General features: G+C 71.2%; 15 protein-coding genes. 12 read left to right on the top strand and 3 right to left on the bottom strand.

Annotated elements, in window-relative coordinates; translation table 11 throughout:
- Positions 1–131: 131 nt before the first annotated feature.
- The 3 genes from ACIRR8_RS32170 to ACIRR8_RS32160 form a co-directional block, all read right to left on the bottom strand.
- Positions 132–1,511: a polysialyltransferase family glycosyltransferase gene (locus ACIRR8_RS32170; protein ID WP_404071479.1), complete on the bottom strand. Its 1,380-nt coding sequence runs from the start codon at positions 1,509–1,511 to the stop codon at positions 132–134.
- A complete protein-coding gene (locus tag ACIRR8_RS32165) occupies positions 1,508–2,491 on the bottom strand; it encodes a glycosyltransferase family 2 protein (RefSeq protein WP_404071477.1) in 984 nt (327 codons plus the stop codon). Before ACIRR8_RS32165 ends, ACIRR8_RS32170 begins: the two co-directional genes overlap by 4 nt.
- Positions 2,492–2,623: 132 nt before the next feature.
- The gene (locus tag ACIRR8_RS32160) at positions 2,624–2,797 is read right to left on the bottom strand and encodes a hypothetical protein (RefSeq protein ID WP_404071475.1); all 174 of its coding nucleotides are present in this window, start codon (positions 2,795–2,797) and stop codon (positions 2,624–2,626) included.
- Between the two features lie 371 nt (positions 2,798–3,168).
- Here ACIRR8_RS32160 and ACIRR8_RS32155 point away from each other — a divergent pair, with 371 nt between their 5' ends.
- The 12 genes from ACIRR8_RS32155 to ACIRR8_RS32100 all read left to right on the top strand — a co-directional run bounded on the left by ACIRR8_RS32155 (position 3,169) and on the right by ACIRR8_RS32100 (position 17,262).
- Positions 3,169–4,560, top strand: a complete 1,392-nt coding sequence (locus ACIRR8_RS32155; RefSeq protein ID WP_404071473.1) for a DUF6716 putative glycosyltransferase — start codon at positions 3,169–3,171, stop codon at positions 4,558–4,560.
- A 20-nt stretch (positions 4,561–4,580) separates the two neighbouring features.
- Positions 4,581–5,843, top strand: a complete 1,263-nt coding sequence (locus tag ACIRR8_RS32150) for a cytidylyltransferase domain-containing protein (protein ID WP_404071471.1) — start codon at positions 4,581–4,583, stop codon at positions 5,841–5,843.
- Between the two features lie 12 nt (positions 5,844–5,855).
- Positions 5,856–6,788, top strand: coding sequence for an N-acetylneuraminate synthase family protein (locus ACIRR8_RS32145; protein WP_404071469.1), 933 nt, complete (start codon positions 5,856–5,858; stop codon positions 6,786–6,788).
- A 10-nt stretch (positions 6,789–6,798) separates the two neighbouring features.
- On the top strand, positions 6,799–7,833 hold the full coding sequence (locus ACIRR8_RS32140; protein WP_404071467.1) for a hypothetical protein: 1,035 nt from the start codon (positions 6,799–6,801) through the stop codon (positions 7,831–7,833).
- A 157-nt stretch (positions 7,834–7,990) separates the two neighbouring features.
- Positions 7,991–9,226 (top strand): amidohydrolase, encoded by a 1,236-nt coding sequence (locus ACIRR8_RS32135; RefSeq protein ID WP_404071529.1) that lies wholly within the window; start codon positions 7,991–7,993, stop codon positions 9,224–9,226.
- Between the two features lie 173 nt (positions 9,227–9,399).
- The gene (locus ACIRR8_RS32130; protein WP_404071465.1) at positions 9,400–10,446 is read left to right on the top strand and encodes a BMP family protein; all 1,047 of its coding nucleotides are present in this window, start codon (positions 9,400–9,402) and stop codon (positions 10,444–10,446) included.
- 354 nt (positions 10,447–10,800) lie between these two features.
- On the top strand, positions 10,801–12,384 hold the full coding sequence (locus ACIRR8_RS32125) for an ABC transporter ATP-binding protein (RefSeq protein WP_404071528.1): 1,584 nt from the start codon (positions 10,801–10,803) through the stop codon (positions 12,382–12,384).
- Positions 12,381–13,496, top strand: a complete 1,116-nt coding sequence (locus ACIRR8_RS32120) for an ABC transporter permease (protein WP_404071463.1) — start codon at positions 12,381–12,383, stop codon at positions 13,494–13,496. The genes ACIRR8_RS32125 and ACIRR8_RS32120 overlap by 4 nt, the downstream gene beginning before the upstream one ends.
- Positions 13,493–14,755: an ABC transporter permease gene (locus tag ACIRR8_RS32115; RefSeq protein ID WP_404071461.1), complete on the top strand. Its 1,263-nt coding sequence runs from the start codon at positions 13,493–13,495 to the stop codon at positions 14,753–14,755. The genes ACIRR8_RS32120 and ACIRR8_RS32115 overlap by 4 nt, the downstream gene beginning before the upstream one ends.
- Complete coding sequence (locus ACIRR8_RS32110) at positions 14,752–15,177, top strand: cytidine deaminase (protein WP_404071459.1); 426 nt, start codon at positions 14,752–14,754, stop codon at positions 15,175–15,177. Before ACIRR8_RS32115 ends, ACIRR8_RS32110 begins: the two co-directional genes overlap by 4 nt.
- A gap of 119 nt (positions 15,178–15,296) precedes the next feature.
- Positions 15,297–16,574, top strand: a complete 1,278-nt coding sequence (locus tag ACIRR8_RS32105) for a thymidine phosphorylase (RefSeq protein ID WP_404071457.1) — start codon at positions 15,297–15,299, stop codon at positions 16,572–16,574.
- A 97-nt stretch (positions 16,575–16,671) separates the two neighbouring features.
- A complete protein-coding gene (locus ACIRR8_RS32100; RefSeq protein ID WP_404071455.1) occupies positions 16,672–17,262 on the top strand; it encodes a Uma2 family endonuclease in 591 nt (196 codons plus the stop codon).
- The last annotated feature ends 37 nt before the right edge of the window (positions 17,263–17,299 follow it).

Below are 17,299 nucleotides of genomic sequence, written 5' to 3'. Positions count from 1 at the left end.
GGGGTCGGGGGGCCCCCCGGGGGGGGGGGGGGGGGGGGGGGGGGGGGGGGGGGGGGGGGGGGGGGGGGGGGGGGGGGGGCGGCGCCCCCCCCCCCCCCCCCCCACCGCCGTATCCCCCGTTCAGGACGCTCCTACCGCCGTACCCTCCGCCGCAGCGAGCGCGCCCGCCGCACCACCCTGCGCACCGCCGCGTTGCGCGGCAGGAACGACAACTGCGCCGGCACCCCGCCCGGCAGCCCCAGCGAGGTCAGCCGGCGCCGCTTGAAGTACCGCCAGGTCACCGGGGTGAGCCGGGTGGACAGATACCGCTCCGCGGCCGGCCGCAGCCCCGGGTGGATTTTCGGCTGCATCGCGAACCCGACCGCCGTCACCAGCGCGGACACCTCCCGCTCGGCACCGTCCGAAGGCCGCCGCTCCTCCACCGCGGCCCGGTCGCCCAGCTCCGGCAGCAGCGCGTCCACCAGGGTGACCGGAACCCGGTTGCTGTTCTCGTACGGAGAGAGCCGCTCCAGCAGCAGTTCCGTACCGACCCGGGCGACCGGCAACCCGTAGAACGCCGAAGCCGTGAGCAGCGCCGTGGAGAAGCAGCCGACCACCAGCGCCGGCCGCATCCGCTCGTAGAGCACCTCGGCGAGGACCGGAGCCCGCAGAATCCCGGTGTCCAGCACGGTCAGCTCCGCGCCGAGCCGCTCCGCCTCCACCTCCATCGACCGCGACCACTGCGCCGGAGCCGTCGGGTGCGGTTTGAACACCAGCCGGGTGTGGCCGAGGGCGACCGCGCCCCGCATCATCCGCAGATGCAGCTCCTCCTCCTCCGCGGCGGTGATCAGCCCCAGCGCGGACAGGTACTGACCGAGCAGCAGGGCCGGCGCCCCGACGGACGGCAGCCCGGCCGGAGAACTGGCCGTGGCCAGTTCACCGAGCACCTTCAGGAAGCCCTCGGTCTCCACGACCAGCGGCTCCACCGCGAACTCGGTCAGCAGCAGCGGCTTCAGCCCGGGCACCAGATCCAGGTGCAGCAGCCGCCGGATCCGCGTGCCGGTCAGCGGGTCGAGCTTGTTGCGGGTGGGCCCGTAGCTCATCAGCCCGTCGGCGTACACGTCGATCGGGGCGCCGGTGAAGATCTCGGTGATGGCCGACGCCGGGTTGACCTGGATCGACTCGACGGCGAGCTCGACCTCGTCGTCGCCCAGCTCCCAGGCCAGCCGCAGATGCCGCTCCCACAGGGGTACGTCGTCCGGGCGCGGGGACCAGCCGCTGGGGTGGAAGGGGGCGATGGTCTCGTTCCAGGAGATGACGTCGTCGAACCGGCCGCGCAACTGCTCGAAGCCCGGCATCGCGTCGAGGGCCGGGGTGGTCTCCGGGATGGCCGCGTTGTTGCAGACCACCAGCACCCGGCGGTCGGCCGGGCCGAAACAGCCGGTGTCCAGGGCGGCGGCGAGGGTGGCCGCGCCGTAGAGGGTGGAGGCGGTGAAGAGCTGCGTGGTGCGGCGGGCGGGGGCGGTGCTCATGCCGTCGTCGCCTCCTTCGCGGCGGCGGTGCCGCGGCGCAGCCGGCGCAGGATCGCGCCGCGCTCCACGTCCATCGACTCCAGGACCTCGTCCAGTACGGCCTGCGGCATACGGCCGAGCGCTTGTGAACTCCGTGCCTTCAGCATGCGGGCCACCGCCGGTTCGAACCTCTCGATCGAGTTCATGTGGTGAAAGATGATGGCGCAGTACGTGCGTACCGCCTTGGGCAGCAGCGCATCCGCCTCGGGGTCCTCGGCCGTCTCGCTGATGACCTGGTCGAACGACCGGATGAAGTCGAGCTGGCGGACGTCACCGATCTGGGTCAGCGAGGAGGCCACCCCCCGCCGGTAGAAGACGCCCAGCGTGCTGAGCACCGCGAAGGACTCGGCGCGGCGGTGCAGCCGCCAGATCCACGGCCGGTCCTCCGCCGTGCGCAGCCCGTCGGTGAAGTGCAGCAGCCCGCGGTCCAGCAGCCGGCGGTGGAAGAGGCCGGCCCAGGCGTACGGGTAGTCCACGGAGGTGGACCGGTCGGCGGGCAGGATGGCCGTGCGCGGGTCGGCCACGGTGTCGCGCCTGCCGTGCGGGACGCGGTGGACCGTACGCCTGGTGCGCTCGACCTGGACATGGTCGGTACGGACGAAGTCGCAGCCCAGGGCCTCGGTCCGGGCGAGGAGCTCGGCGTAGTGGCCGGGGGCGACCCAGTCGTCGCCGTCCAGGAAGGCGATGTACTGCCCGCGCGCCGCGTCCAGCCCGGTGTTGCGGGCCGTGGCCAGCCCTCCGTTCCGTTCGTGTCTGTGTACGACCGCCCCCGGGATCTCGTCCCGGGCACGGAGCAGGACGTCCGCCGTCCCGTCGGTCGAACAGTCGTCGACAAGGATGAACTCGAAGTCCTCCCGGCTATTGGCCCGAAGACTTCGGAGGGTGTCTGGCGCGTATGTCTGCACGTTGAAGAACGGCACGATGACGGAGAGCTTGACCACCCGGCCGACGTTAGGACGGGCCGCGGCACGGATCTTGTCCCCAGCGGGGAATGCAGGTGAACGAAGGCGGTCGAGGCGGTGAACCGGCGAGTCGGCCGCCCCTTCGAGGGGAGGCCGATGCCTTTCCCGCTCCTAGCCGGTGACCACTCGGTTCAGCTGCACGTGTCCTCCGGTCGGGGCCGCCCGGTTCAGATCGGCCGCCGCGCCCTGCGCCCAGTGCGTCACCGCCGGCGCGGGGGACGGGAAGGCCACGACCGACGCACCGGCCAGGGCCACCGCCGCCACCTTGGATTTCACTCCGCTCATACGGGAGATGGTGATTTCTCTCCGCTCGTCGAAAGGGCGTTCATTTCGGTCCCGATTCCGGTCCCGCCGGGGAGCACGGCAGCGCGAGCGTGTGCTCACAACGAATTGATGAGCGATCACCGAGGCCCGCGAACAGGGTGAACCAGCGCTTGTGGCAACGGTGTTGATCTGCCTCGGACTGTGTCAGGGCTGCCGTCCACCCTCCCCGCCGCACGGCAGGTGAACGGCGAATGGAATAGAGATGAACCACCCGCCACAGAAGCGCATTTCGCGGATCCGGCCTGCCGAATCGCCAACCGTCGGCTCGCTGTTAACCATTTGTTGCCGTCGCGTTGGGCCGCGCATCGAAATGCCTTCCTAGCTTCTAGGACGTGCCCCCACGTACCAGCAACGCGGCCGATCCGGCCCCGACCCCCGCCGAGCCCCGCCCGGCGCTGCGGGTCGCCGTCCTCGCAGACTCCGACACCCGGTGGAAATGGGGCGCGCTCACCGCGCGCCGTCTGACCGCCGGGGCCGCCGGAGCGGACGAGCGGGGCGCGCGCCCCGTCGAGGTGAGCGGGCTGCTGCTGCGCGGCCGGGCCACTCCGACGCCCCGCCAGCTCGCGGAGGTCGGCGAGGTCGGCATCGAGGCGGAGAAGGTCCGCGAGGTCACCGCGGTCGAGTTCCTGCACACCGTGCGCGACGAGCGCTACGACGTGGTCGTCCTCGCACTCGTCGGCGGCGGCGTCCAGGCCATGCTGCACGGCCTGGCCGCACTGGACCTGCCGCGTCGGCCCGTCATCGTCACCGGATACGTCGGTGTCGTCTACGAGAAGCTCGCCGACGGCCTCCTGCTGCGCCACGGCGCCGATGTCGTCCTCGCCAACTCGGCCCACGACGCGGAGCGGTTCCGCGCGGTGTACGCGGGAGTGGGCGCCGACGCCTCGGCCGTTACCGAGGCCGCGCTGCCGTTCCTCGGCGGAGCCCCGTACGCCCCCGAAGAGGGCCGCGACACCGTGGTGTTCGCCGCGCAGCCCTCCGTACCGGCCTCCCGCGCCGACCGTACGTACCTGCTCCGCCGGCTCGTCGAGCACGCCCGGCTGCACCCGCGCCGCGAGGTGCTGCTCAAGCTGCGCTCCAAGCCCGGCGAGCACACCACGCACATCGAGGAACTCCCGTACCAGAGGCTCGCGCAGAAGGTGCCCGGCGGACTGCCGCCCAACTTCCGCCTGGTGTACGGGCACATGGGCGAGGTCCTGGACCGCACCGACCTCCTGGTCACCGTCTCCTCCACCGCCGCGCTGGAGTCCCTGCACCGCCGCATCCCGACCGCGGTCCTCACCGACCTCGGCGTGCGCGAGCCCCTCGGCAACCACCACTTCGTCGGTTCCGGGCTCCTCACCTCCTGGGACCGGCTCGACGGCGGGTACCGCCCGCGCCCCGAGGGGGAGTGGCTGGCCGGCCAGGGTGTCGCCGCCGACGGCTCGTACGGCAGGGCCTACGACACCGCCCGCGCCAAGGTGGCCGGGCTGCTGGACAGCGGCCAACTCCCGCCCCTGGCGCCCTACTACACGCCCGCCACCGCCCCCGGCTACCTCCCGGCCATCCTCGCCCGCCACCACCTGGCCCCCGACGGCACACCGCTGCCCGGTGCCGCCGCGCCGCAGCAGCCCGGCCGGGTGCGGGGCGCGGTGCGGGAGACCGTACGCAACGCGGCGCGCGGCGCCTACCGGCACGGCGTCCAGCGCGTCGCGCCGGTGATCCGCCGGATGGGGGAGCTGTGACCACTACTTCAGGAGCCTCGATGACCCCGACCGTGACTTCAGGGGCCTCGACGACCCCGACCGTCCTCGCCGTGATCCCCGCCCGCGGCGGATCCAAGGGCGTCCCCGCCAAGAACCTCGCCGAGGTCGGCGGCATCCCGCTGGTCGCCCGCGCGGTCCGCGCCGCGCTCGGCGCCCCCGAGGTCACCGACGTCGTCGTCACCACCGACGACCCGGCCATCGCCCAGGCCGCCCGCACCGCCGCCGCCCACCTCGGCGCCGCCGACCGGCTGCACTGCGTGGAGCGCCCGGCCGCCATCGCGGGCGACACCGCGACCAGCGAGGCGGCCGTGCTGCACGCGCTGGACACGTACGAGGCCGAGCGCGGCCGCACCGTCGACGTGGTCCTCCTCGTCCAGTGCACCAGCCCCTTCGTCTCCCGCGAGGACATCGACGGCGTGGCCCGCGCGGTGGCCCACGAAGGCGCCGACACGGCCGTCACCGTCGCCCCGTTCCACGGGTTCCTCTGGCGCGACGGGCACGCGGTGGAGGACGGCACGTACGGCGTCAACCACGACAAGTCCGTACGCCCCCGCCGCCAGGACCGCCCCCAGGACCTCCTGGAGACCGGCGCCGCCTACGCGATGGACGCGGCGGGCTTCCGTACCCACCGCCACCGCTTCTTCGGCCACACCGCGCTCGTCACCACCGACCCGGCCCGGGTCCTGGAGATCGACGACCCGCACGACTTGGCCCGCGCCCGCGCGCTCGCCCCGCTCCTGGACCCGTCCCCGCTGCCCTCCCTCGCGGACGTGGACGCGGTCGTCCTGGACTTCGACGGCACCCAGACCGACGACCGGGTCATGGTCGACTCCGACGGCCGCGAGACGGTCGCCGTGCACCGGGGCGACGGGCTCGGCATCGCCGCGCTCCGCAAGGCGGGTGTACCGCTGCTGATCCTCTCCACCGAACAGAACCCGGTCGTCGCCGCCCGCGCCCGCAAGCTCCAGGTGCCCGTCCTGCACGGCATCGACCGCAAGGACGAGGCGCTCAAGCAGTGGTGCGACGAGCAGAACATCGCGCCCGACCGGGTCCTCTACGTCGGCAACGACGTCAACGACCTGCCCTGCTTCGCCCTGGCCGGCTGGCCCGTGGCGGTCGGCAGCGCCCATGACTCGGTACGCGCCGCCGCGCGCGCCGTCACGACCACCCCCGGCGGCTACGGCGCCATCCGCGAGATCGCGGCCTGGCTGCTCGGCCCCACCCTCACCACCACTCCCTCCCCTTCTGTCCCCACCAAGTAAGGAAGCACCACCATGAGCACCTCCCGCCTGCGCACGTTCGGCACCCGTACCGCCGGACCCGGCAACCCCGTCTACATCACCGGCGAGATCGGCATCAACCACAACGGCGACCTCGGCAACGCCCTCGCCCTGATCGACGCGGCCGCCGAAGCCGGCTGCGACGCGGTCAAGTTCCAGAAGCGCACCCCGGAGATCTGCACCCCGCGCGACCAGTGGGACATCGAGCGCGACACCCCCTGGGGCCGGATGACGTACATCGACTACCGCCACCGCGTCGAGTTCGGCGAGGAGGACTACCAGGCCATCTCCGAGCACTGCGCCGAGCGCGGCATCGACTGGTTCGCCTCCCCGTGGGACACCGAGGCCGTCGCCTTCCTGGAGAAGTTCGACGTCCCCGCCCACAAGGTGGCCTCCGCCTCGCTCACCGACGACGAGCTGCTCCGCGCCCTGCGCGCCACCGGCCGCACGGTAATCCTCTCCACCGGCATGTCGACGCCGAAGCAGATCCGCCACGCGGTCGAGGTGCTCGGCAGCGACAACATCCTGCTCTGCCACGCCACCTCCACCTACCCGGCCAAGGCCGAGGAGCTGAACCTGCGGGTCATCAACACCCTCCAGCAGGAGTACCCCAACGTCCCGATCGGCTACAGCGGCCACGAGACCGGCCTCCAGACCACGCTGGCCGCCGTCGCGCTCGGCGCCACCTTCGTCGAGCGCCACATCACCCTGGACCGCGCCATGTGGGGCTCCGACCAGGCCGCCTCCGTCGAGCCGCAGGGCCTGACCCGCCTGGTCCGCGACATCCGCACCATCGAGGCCTCCCTCGGCGACGGCGTCAAGAAGGTGTACGAGTCCGAGCTCGGCCCGATGAAGAAGCTCCGCCGGGTCGCGGGCGTCGTCGCCGAGACCGAGAACGCGCCGGCCCCCGAGCCGGTCGCGGTCTGAGCGCCGACCGGTGAACCTCGCCTTCGTCGAGAGCCCGGTCCAGCTCCTGAACGTCCTGGAGTGGACCCACGCCATGGGGGGAGACGACCCGGCCGGCACCACGGTCGTCGTCCTCCCCCCGGTCGACCCGATGTCGCGCGGCCAGCTGCGCAGGATGGCGGAGCTGGCCCGCGACGAGGGCATCACCGTCCGCTGGCAGGAGGCGCGCGGGGACTCCGGCGCGCCTCTCAAGGCCCTGCGCGCGCTGGCCGGACTGGTCAGGCGCGCGGATCACATCGTGATCGGCGACCCGTTCTCCCGCTATGTGCAGCTCCTGCTGACCCTGGTCCGCGCCGAGCGCCTCACGGTGGTCGACGACGGCACGGCGACCATGGAGTTCGTCACCCAGCTGGCCCGGGGCGAGCGGCTGACCCGCTGGCACCGCAAGGGCCGCGGCGGTCCGCGCGAGCTGCTCCTGGCCCCGGTCACGGCCACCGCGCGCCGCCGCTTCACACCGACGGCCCGGCACGAGGTGGAGGTCTTCACCGCGATGCCGGTCGAGCCGCCGCCCGGGGTCACCGTCACCGCCAACACCTTCGCCTGGACCCGCGCCCGCTTCGGCCCGCCGAGCGTCGGCAGGGGTGCGGACCTGGTGGGGACGTCCCTCGTGGAGACGGGGGTGGTCGACCCGGTCCCGTACCAGGAGGCGGTCGCGGCCCTGGCCCGCACCCACGGCGCCACCCGCTACTTCGCCCACCGCCGCGAGTCCGCCGAGAAGCTCCACGCCCTGGAGGCCGCCACCGGCCTGGAGATCGTCCGCCCGGACCTCCCCCTGGAACTCATCGCCCGCCGCGGCCCCATCGGCCACACGGTGGTCAGCTTCCCCTCCACGGTGGTCCACACCCTCCCGCTGGCCCTGTCCGGCACCGGCGTGAACGTCGCGGTCTGCGACATCGCCCCGGAGTGGCTCCGAACGACGGCCTCCCCGCGCGCGCAGGGGTTCCTGAGCGGGGTCACGGAGACGGCCCGGGGGGTGCAGCGGCTGACGTCGACGGTCCACGCGTAGCGGGTCTCCACCACCGTCACCGAAACCCACGTTGATACCCACTGTCACGATCCGTCACACGCTCCACGCCGCCTTTTGTTCCCCTGTGCGGCTGAAGTTTTGTTGATCAGTGGCCAGTTGATGGGTGAAGGGGCCTACGCTTGACCAGGTGAACCAGTTGAAGTCCCGCGCCGCCCGCCCCGAAGACCTGGTCGACCAGCCGGGAGGAGGTGGGCTGCCCGGCAGGCTCGGTGACGAGCTCCGGGCCGAGCTGATCGCCTTCCGCCGGGATCTGCACATGCACCCCGAGCTGGGCAACCAGGAGTTCCGGACCACCGCCGCGATCAAGGACCGGCTGGAGAAGGCCGGGCTCAAGCCGCGGGTACTGGATGTGGGGACCGGGCTCGTCTGCGACGTGGGGGAGTGGGACGGTGTGACGCCGATGCTGGCGTTGCGGGCCGACATCGACGCGCTGCCGATCCCGGACACCAAGGTGGACGTCCCCTACCGGTCCACCGTGCCCGACCGGGCCCACGCCTGCGGCCACGACGTCCACACCACCACCGTGCTCGGCGCCGGCCTGGTCCTCGCCGAGCTCGACCGGAAGGGGCTCCTGCCGAACGCGGTGCGCCTGGTCTTCCAGCCCGCAGAGGAGGTCATGCCGGGCGGCGCGCTCAGCGCGATCAAGTCCGGGGTGCTGGAGGGCGTCGGGCGGATCATCGCCGTCCACTGCGACCCGAAGGTGGACGTCGGGACGATCGGGCTGCGCATCGGCCCCATCACCTCCGCCTGCGACCGGCTGGAGATCTCGCTCGACGGCCCCGGCGGCCACACCGCCCGCCCGCACCTCACCACCGACCTGGTCACCGCCGCCGCCCGGGTCGCCGTGGACGTCCCCGCGCTGCTCTCCCGCCGCGTCGACGCCCGCTCCGGCCTCGTCCTCACCTGGGGCCGCCTCCACACCGGCCACGCCCCCAACGTCGTCCCGCAGCACGCCGAGCTCTCCGGCACGGTCCGCTGCCTCGACCTGAACGCCTGGCGGGACGCGGCCGACCTGGTGCATGCCGCCGTGGACGAGGTGGCCGGAATGCATCGGGCCAAGACCGTGATCAATTACGTACGGGGCGTGCCGCCCGTGGTGAACGACGCCGAGTCCGTCGGGCTGCTGGACGCGGCGATGACCGAGCGCCGCGGTTCGTATGCGATCGAGGACACCGAGCAGAGCCTCGGCGGCGAGGACTTCTCCTGGTACCTGGAGCAGGTCCCGGGAGCCATGGCCCGCCTGGGGGTCCGGCCGCCCGGCGACACGCGCGGTCTGGACCTGCACCGCGGCAACTTCGACGTGGACGAGGAGGCCATCACCGTGGGCGTCGAGCTGTTCACGGCCGCCGCCCTGCTGGCCGGAGGCTCTTAGGCTCACCTTCACGAACTGTTCGCGGTCCATGCATGGACGTGCGTAACCCCTTCTGTTCGCGACGATCCGATAACGGCTTCCGTACGTGCTCTTATCTGACATCTACGCGCGTTACGATCGCCGCGAAACCAGCGCCGGAAGAGGCGCTTCGGTCAGGTTTGAAGGAGCCTCCCTTGCGCCGGATCACCAGGATTGCCACCGTGGGCGTAGCGTCAGCCGCCCTCGCGCTCTCCGCCACCGCGTGTGGCGGAAAAACGTCGTCGGACGCCGGTTCCGACGGTGGAGACAAGGCCGCCATCGCGTACGACATCGGTGGCCGCGGCGACCAGTCGTTCAACGACGCCGCCTACGCCGGACTCGCCAAGGCGGAGAAGGACCTCGACGTCGACGGCAACGAGGCCGAGCCGTCCGACGGTGAGAGCGACGCCGACAAGGTGCAGCGCCTCACCGAGCTGGCCCGCGCCGGCAACAACCCGGTGATCGGCGTCGGCTTCGCCTACGCGCCGGCCATCAAGAAGGTCGCGCCGAAGTTCCCGAAGACCACCTTCGGGATCATCGACGACGCCTCGGTGACCGCCAAGAACATCGCCAACATCGTCTTCAACGAGGAGCAGGGCTCCTACCTCGCCGGCGTCGCCGCCGCCAAGGTCACCAAGACGAAGACGGTCGGCTTCATCGGCGGTGTCGAGACCCCGCTGATCAAGAAGTTCGAGGCCGGTTACGCCCAGGGCGTCAAGGACACCGACCCGTCGGTGACGGTGCTCCCGCAGTACCTGACCCAGCCGCCGAACTTCGACGGCTTCTCCAAGCCCGACCTCGGCAAGGCCGCCGCGCAGGGCCAGCTCGACAAGAAGGCCGACGTGATCTACTCGGCCGCCGGCCTGGCCGGCTCCGGTGCCATCGAGGCCGCCTCCAAGGCGAAGAAGTGGAACATCGGCGTCGACTCCGACCAGTACAACCAGGCGGGTCTCGCCAACTACAAGGAGTCCATCCTGACCTCGGTCACGAAGGACATCGAGGACGCCGTCTTCAACCTGATCAAGTCGGTCCAGGACGGCAAGCCGCAGTCCGGTGAGATCCGCTACGGCCTGGACAAGAACGGCGTCGCGCTGTCGATGTCCAACCCGGCCTTCGCCGACATGAAGGACGTCATCGCCGCGGTCGACAAGGCCAAGCAGGAGATCATCGACGGCAAGATCACCGTCAAGACCGCTCCGTAACGTCTCCTCACCTCGCTGACGAGTCCGGTTCTCCGGCTGGTTTCCCAGGCCCTGTCCCGTCTGCCCCGCCGCACCCCGGCGCCGGCGGACGGGCAGGGCCGCCGGGCCCTCTCCGGTAACCGGAGCGGGGTCCTCAGCGGCACCCGCAGAGCAGTCGCACCCTCAGCACCACCAACGCAGCACCGAAGAAGATCCGCCTGTCGCAGCGCTCTCCCACCGGTCCCGGACCCCGCGTCCGGACTGTGACGTGCGCCTGTGTTTCACGATTCGGCAGCTCTACGCGTGTAGACGGCCCTCCGGCGCGATAACTTCACCCCGCTCACCAGAGCCCCCTCAGCCCCTCCGCCCCCGCTCCTGTCCGGCCAAGGAGAGTGCGTCATCAACGCGTCCAGCAGCCCCCCCGCCGTGGAACTGCACGGCATCACCAAGCGCTTCCCCGGCGTCGTCGCCAACCACGACATCGACATCACCATCGGCAAGGGCACCGTGCACGCCCTCGTCGGGGAGAACGGTGCCGGCAAGTCCACCCTGATGAAGATCCTCTACGGCATGCAGAAGCCGGACGAGGGCACCATCGCCATCAACGGTGAGCAGGTCTCCTTCTCCAACCCGGGCGACGCCATCGAGCGCGGCATCGGCATGGTGCACCAGCACTTCATGCTCGCCGACAACTTCACCGTCCTGGAGAACGTGGTCCTCGGCGGCGAGAAGCTGTACGGCATCGGCGCCGGCGCCCGGAAGAAGATCAAGGAGATCTCCGACGCGTACGGGCTCGGTATCCGGCCCGACGCGCTCGTCGAGGACCTCGGGGTCGCCGACCGGCAGCGCGTGGAGATCCTCAAGGTCCTCTACCGGGGCGCCCGCATCCTGATCCTGGACGAGCCGACCGCGGTCCTCGTGCCGCAGGAGGTCGACGCGCTCTTCGCCAACCTGCGCGAGCTCAAGGCCGAGGGCCTGACCGTCATCTTCATCTCGCACAAGCTCGGCGAGGTGCTGTCGGTCGCCGACGACATCACGGTGATCCGCCGCGGTACGACGGTGGGCACCGCCGATCCGGCCACCACCACGACCAAGCAGCTCGCCGAGCTGATGGTCGGCAGCGAGCTGCCGTCGCCGGAGACCCGCGAGTCCACCGTCACCGACGTGCCCATGCTGCGCGTGCGGGATCTCGCGCTCACGGTCACCGACCCCGACGGCACCGTCCGCGACGTCCTCGCGGGTGTCGACTTCACCATCCACAAGGGCGAGGTCCTCGGGATCGCCGGCGTCGAGGGCAACGGGCAGACCGAGCTGATCGAGGCCCTGATCGGGATGCGCGACCCGGACGGCGGCGTGATCACGCTCGACACCGACGACATCTCGCACGCCCCCACCCGCAAGCGGCGCGAGGCCGGCATCGGCTACATCCCCGAGGACCGGCACCGCCACGGCGTCCTGCTGGACGCCCCGCTCTGGGAGAACCGCATCCTCGGCCACGTCACCGAGAAGCCCAACAGCCGCGGCTGGCTGCTGGACAACAAGGCGGCCCGCACCGACACCGAGCGGATCGTGCGCGAGTACGACGTCCGCACCCCCGGCATCGAGGTCACCGCGGCCTCGCTCTCCGGCGGCAACCAGCAGAAGCTGATCGTCGGCCGCGAGATGAGCCACGCGCCCAAGCTCCTGATCGCCGCCCACCCCACCCGTGGCGTGGACGTCGGCGCGCAGGCGCAGATCTGGGACCAGATCCGCGAGGCCCGCCGCGAAGGACTGGCCGTCCTGCTGATCTCGGCCGACCTGGACGAGCTGATCGGGCTCTCCGACACCCTGCGCGTCATGTACCGCGGCCGGCTGGTCGCCGACGCCGACCCGGCCACCATCACCCCGGAGGAACTGGGCTCGGCCATGACCGGCGCCGCCACCGGTCACCTCGAAGGCTCGGAGGACGAGGCCCGATGAAGAAATTCGACAAGGACCGGCTGATCCTGGGCCTCGCCGGCCCGGTGCTCGCCCTGGTCGTGGCCCTCGCGCTGACGACCGTGGTGCTGCTGGCCTCCGGCCGCAACCCGTTCGAGCCGTACCGGATCATGTTCGAGTCGGCGAGCTACGTCGACGTACAGGTCCTGATCGTCAACCAGGCCGGCACGTACTACCTCGCCGCTCTGGCGGTAGCCGTCGGCTTCCGGATGAACCTCTTCAACATCGGCGTCGACGGCCAGTACCGCCTCGCCGCCATGATGTCCGCGCTGGTCGGCGCGAGCGTCAGCCTGCCGGGCCCGCTGCACATCGCGCTGATCGTGATCGTCGCGATGCTGGTGGGCGCCTTCTGGTCCGGGATCGCGGGCTTCCTGAAGACGACCCGCGGGGTGAGCGAGGTCGTCTCCACGATCATGCTCAACTCGATCGCCACCGCGCTGATCGCCTGGCTGATCCTGCCGAAGAACTTCGGCGAGCAGCCCGCGGGCTCCAACAACCTCACCACCGGTGAGATCGCCGAGTCCGGCTGGTTCCCGGGTCTGCCGATGGGGGACGGCGGCGAGATCTACGGCTTCACCTTCGTCGCGGCCGGCTGCGGCCTGCTCTACTGGTTCATCCTCAACCGCACCCGCTTCGGCTTCGACCTGCGCGCCACCGGCGCCAGCGAGAGCGCCGCGCAGGCCTCCGGTGTGGACGCCAGGAAGATGATCCTCACCTCGATGCTGATCTCCGGCGCGGTGGCGGGCCTCGCGGGCATGCCGACGCTGCTCGGCGACACCCACACGTACAGCCTCGACTTCCCGACCGGGATCGGCTTCACCGGTATCACCATCGCGCTGCTGGGCCGCAACAACCCGCTCGGCATCGCCTTGAGCGCCCTGCTGATCGCCTTCCTCGACAAGTCGTCGGCCTCGCTCGACCAGTACGGGTACGAGAAGGAGATCGCCACGATCATGCAGGGCCTGATCGTGATCTCGGTCGTCGTCTCCTACGAGCTGGTGCGCCGCTACGGCGTCCGCCGCCAGCAGCAGAAGGTGGGCGAGGAGCTCGCCGCCGGCCACGCCATCAAGACCGAGAAGGAGGCGGCCCTGTGAGCACCAGCAAAGCCATCGCCGCACGCCACGCCCCCAAGAAGGGCGGCCGCCGCAAGCTCACCCTGCCCGTCGTCCTGCTCATCATCGCGGGCGGCCTCGCCCTCGTCTCGATCGTCCGCCTGATCAGCGGCGCGGAGGACATCACCTCGGTCGGCCAGGTCGCCGGCGCGCTGGAACTCGCCGTACCGATCGGCCTCGCCGGACTCGGCGGCCTCTGGGCCGAGCGCGCGGGCGTCGTCAACATCGGCCTCGAAGGCATGATGATCCTCGGCACCTGGTTCGGCGCCTGGGCCGGATTCCAGTGGGGCCCGTGGATGGGCGTCCTCTTCGGCATCATCGGCGGCTGCCTCGGCGGTCTGCTGCACGCGATCATCACCGTCACCTTCGGCGTGAACCACATCGTCTCCGGTGTGGCGATCAACATCCTCGCCGTCGGCGTCACCCGCTACCTCTCCAACTTCGCCTTCGACGGTGTGCAGGGCGGCTCCTCCAAGCAGTCCCCGCGCATCGACCCGATCGACAAGATCACCATCCCCGGGCTCTCGGACTGGATGCAGGACCTCCAGCAACAGCACTGGTTCCTGGTCTCCGACATCGCGGGCATCATCGGCGGCCTGGTCACCGGCCTCTCGCTGCTGACGCTGCTTGCGCTGCTGCTGATCCCGGCCACCTGGTGGATCCTGTGGCGCACCTCGTTCGGGCTGCGGCTGCGCTCCTGCGGTGAGTCCCCGGTGGCCGCCGAGACGCTCGGCGTCAACGTGTACAAGTACAAGTACATCGCCGTCACCATCTCCGGCGGGCTCGCGGGCCTCGGCGGCGCGTTCCTCGCGATCGTCGCCACCGGCATCTACCAGGAGGGCCAGACCGGCGGCCGCGGCTACATCGGCCTCGCCGCCATGATCTTCGGCAACTGGATGCCGGGCGGCATGGCGCTGGGCGCCGGACTCTTCGGCTTCACCGACAGCCTCAAGCTGCGCGGCGGCGCGGAGAACGTCCACGCGATGCTGCTCCTGCTGGCGATCCTGCTGGTCATCGCGGTGTTCTGGCAGCTCTACAAGAAGAAGTACGTCGCCGCGGTGATCTCGGCGGCCGTCTCGGCGCTGCTGTTCACCTGGTACCTGCTGACCGACCAGGTGCCGAGCCAGTTCGTCGACGCCGCTCCGTACGTCACCACGCTGCTGGTCCTCTCGCTCTCCGCACAGCGGCTACGGATGCCGAAGGCGGACGGCGTGCCCTATCGGAAGGGCGAGGGCAAGTGACCTCGCCCGCCTCCGAGAGCCCCGCCGCCCCCTTCGGCGAGTCCGACTGGGAGGCCCTGCGGAAGGCGGCCCGGGACGCGATGTCCCGGGCGTACGCCCCCTACTCGGGCTTCCCGGTCGGTGTCGCCGCCCGGGTGGACGACGGCCGCACGATCACCGGCTGCAACGTCGAGAACGCCTCCTACGGCCTCTCGCTCTGCGCCGAGTGCGGCCTGGTCTCCACGCTCCAGGCGACCGGCGGCGGCCGGCTGACCCACTTCACCTGCGTGGACGGCACCGGGTCCATCCTGGTGCCGTGCGGCAGGTGCCGGCAGCTCCTGTACGAGTTCGGCGGCCCCGGACTCCTCCTGGAGACGCCCGACGGGCTGCGCACGCTGGACGCGATGCTGCCGCAGTCGTTCGGCCCGCAGCACCTCGGCTGATCCGAAACCCCGGTGGCCCTTCCCTCCCGGAAGGGCCACCGCCATTCCCCCTCTCCCTCTCTCTATGCGCGTAGAGTCGCCATCGAACTCTTGCGTACGCACCGGCCGGAAGGACTCCCATGGACGCCATCTCCGTCATCCGCACCAAGCGGGACCGAGGCGAGCTGACCCCCGAGCAGATCGACTGGGTCATCGACGCGTACACCCGCGGCGAGGTCGCCGACGAGCAGATGTCCGCCCTCGCCATGGCGATCCTGCTCAACGGCATGAACCGCACCGAGATCGCCCGCTGGACCGCCGCGATGATCGCCTCCGGCGAGCGGATGGACTTCCGGGCGCTCTCCCGCCCCACCACCGACAAGCACTCCACCGGCGGCGTCGGCGACAAGATCACCCTGCCGCTGGCCCCGCTGGTCGCCGCGTGCGGCGCCGCCGTACCGCAGCTCAGCGGCCGGGGCCTCGGCCACACCGGCGGCACGCTGGACAAGCTGGAGTCCATCCCGGGCTGGCGGGCTCACATCACAGGCGAGGAGATGCTGAACGTCCTGGACACCACCGGCGCGGTCATCTGCGCCGCCGGTGACGGCCTCGCCCCCGCCGACAAGAAGCTGTACGCGCTGCGCGATGTCACCGGCACCGTCGAGGCGATCCCGCTCATCGCCAGCTCGATCATGTCCAAGAAGATCGCCGAAGGCACCGGCGCACTCGTCCTGGACGTCAAGGTCGGCTCCGGCGCCTTCATGAAGACCATCGAGGACGCCCGCGAACTGGCCTCCACCATGGTCGCCCTCGGCACCGACAGCGGTGTCCGTACGGTCGCCCTGCTCACCGACATGTCGACCCCGCTCGGCCTCACCGCGGGCAACGCGCTGGAGGTACGGGAGTCGGTCGAGGTCCTGGCGGGCGGCGGCCCGAGGGACGTCATCGACCTGACCCTCGCCCTGGCCCGCGAGATGCTGGACGCGGCCGGGCTGAAGGACGCCGACCCCGAGAAGGCCCTGGCCGACGGCTCCGCGATGGACGTCTGGCGCCGCATGATCGCGGCCCAGGGCGGCGACCCGGACGCCACGCTCCCCACCGCCCGCGAACAGCACATCGTCACGGCCCCGGCCTCCGGCGTCCTCACCCGCCTGGACGCGTACGACGTCGGCGTCGCCGCCTGGCGCCTCGGCGCCGGCCGCGCCCGCAAGGAGGACCCGGTCCAGGCGGGCGCGGGCGTCGAACTCCACGCCAAGCCCGGCGACACCGTCTCCGAGGGCCAGCCCCTGATGACGCTGCACACGGACACCCCGGAGAAGTTCGACTACGCGCTGAAGGCGCTGCCGGACGCGTACGAGATCTCCCCGGCGGGCACGTCGTTCGCCCCGCTGCCGGTGGTGCGGGAACGTATCGCCTGACCTGCGGTTTCCCCGTACGGGTGAACGGGACCGGTGGACTGCCGCCGGTCCCGTTCGGCATGCTGGACTCGGTGACGTACCGATAGAGGAGACCGCCATGAGCGCACTCACCGTCGATCCCGTGCCGGGCCACGGCCAGGACTGGGACGACATCGTCCGGATCTGGGAGGAGACGGACGCACCCGAGGGCTGCAAGGTGGAGATCATCGAGGAGATCGTCACCGTGTCGCCGCCACCGTCCACGGACCACAACGTCACTGCGGAGCTGCTGCAGCGCAGCCTCTACACCGTCATCCCGGGGAACTGGGGGATCTATCAGACCCTCGGTGTCTCGCTGCCGGGCCGGGGCGGGCTTTACATCCCCGACCTCGTCGTCGTGCCCCGCGAGGTGCTCTCCGGGCCGGGCCACCAGGTCCCCGCCGCCGAGGCCCGCCTCGTCGTCGAGATCACCTCCCGCGCCAACGCCAACCACGACCGCGTCAGCAAGGTCAACGGCTACGCCAAGGCCGGGGTGGAGCTGTTCCTGCTCCTGGACCCCTGGCACTCCGGCCGCCCGACCGCGACGCTCTACGGGGAGCCGAAAGGCGGCACGTACCGGGTGCTGGAGACGGTCGAGTACGGCGGGAAGATCAGCCTTCCCGAACCCTTCGGGCTCGACCTGGACACCGGTGTCTTCCCGGTCAGCTGACGCCTCACGTCATCGAATCCACGCGAGCGGCCCGCCG

It is taken from the genome of Streptomyces sp. NPDC101178 (genome assembly GCF_044767965.1).
In the GTDB taxonomy this organism is placed as follows: domain Bacteria; phylum Actinomycetota; class Actinomycetes; order Streptomycetales; family Streptomycetaceae; genus Streptomyces.
The sequence above is the reverse complement of the archived record's forward strand: the minus strand, read 5'-3'. Positions and strand labels throughout refer to the sequence as shown.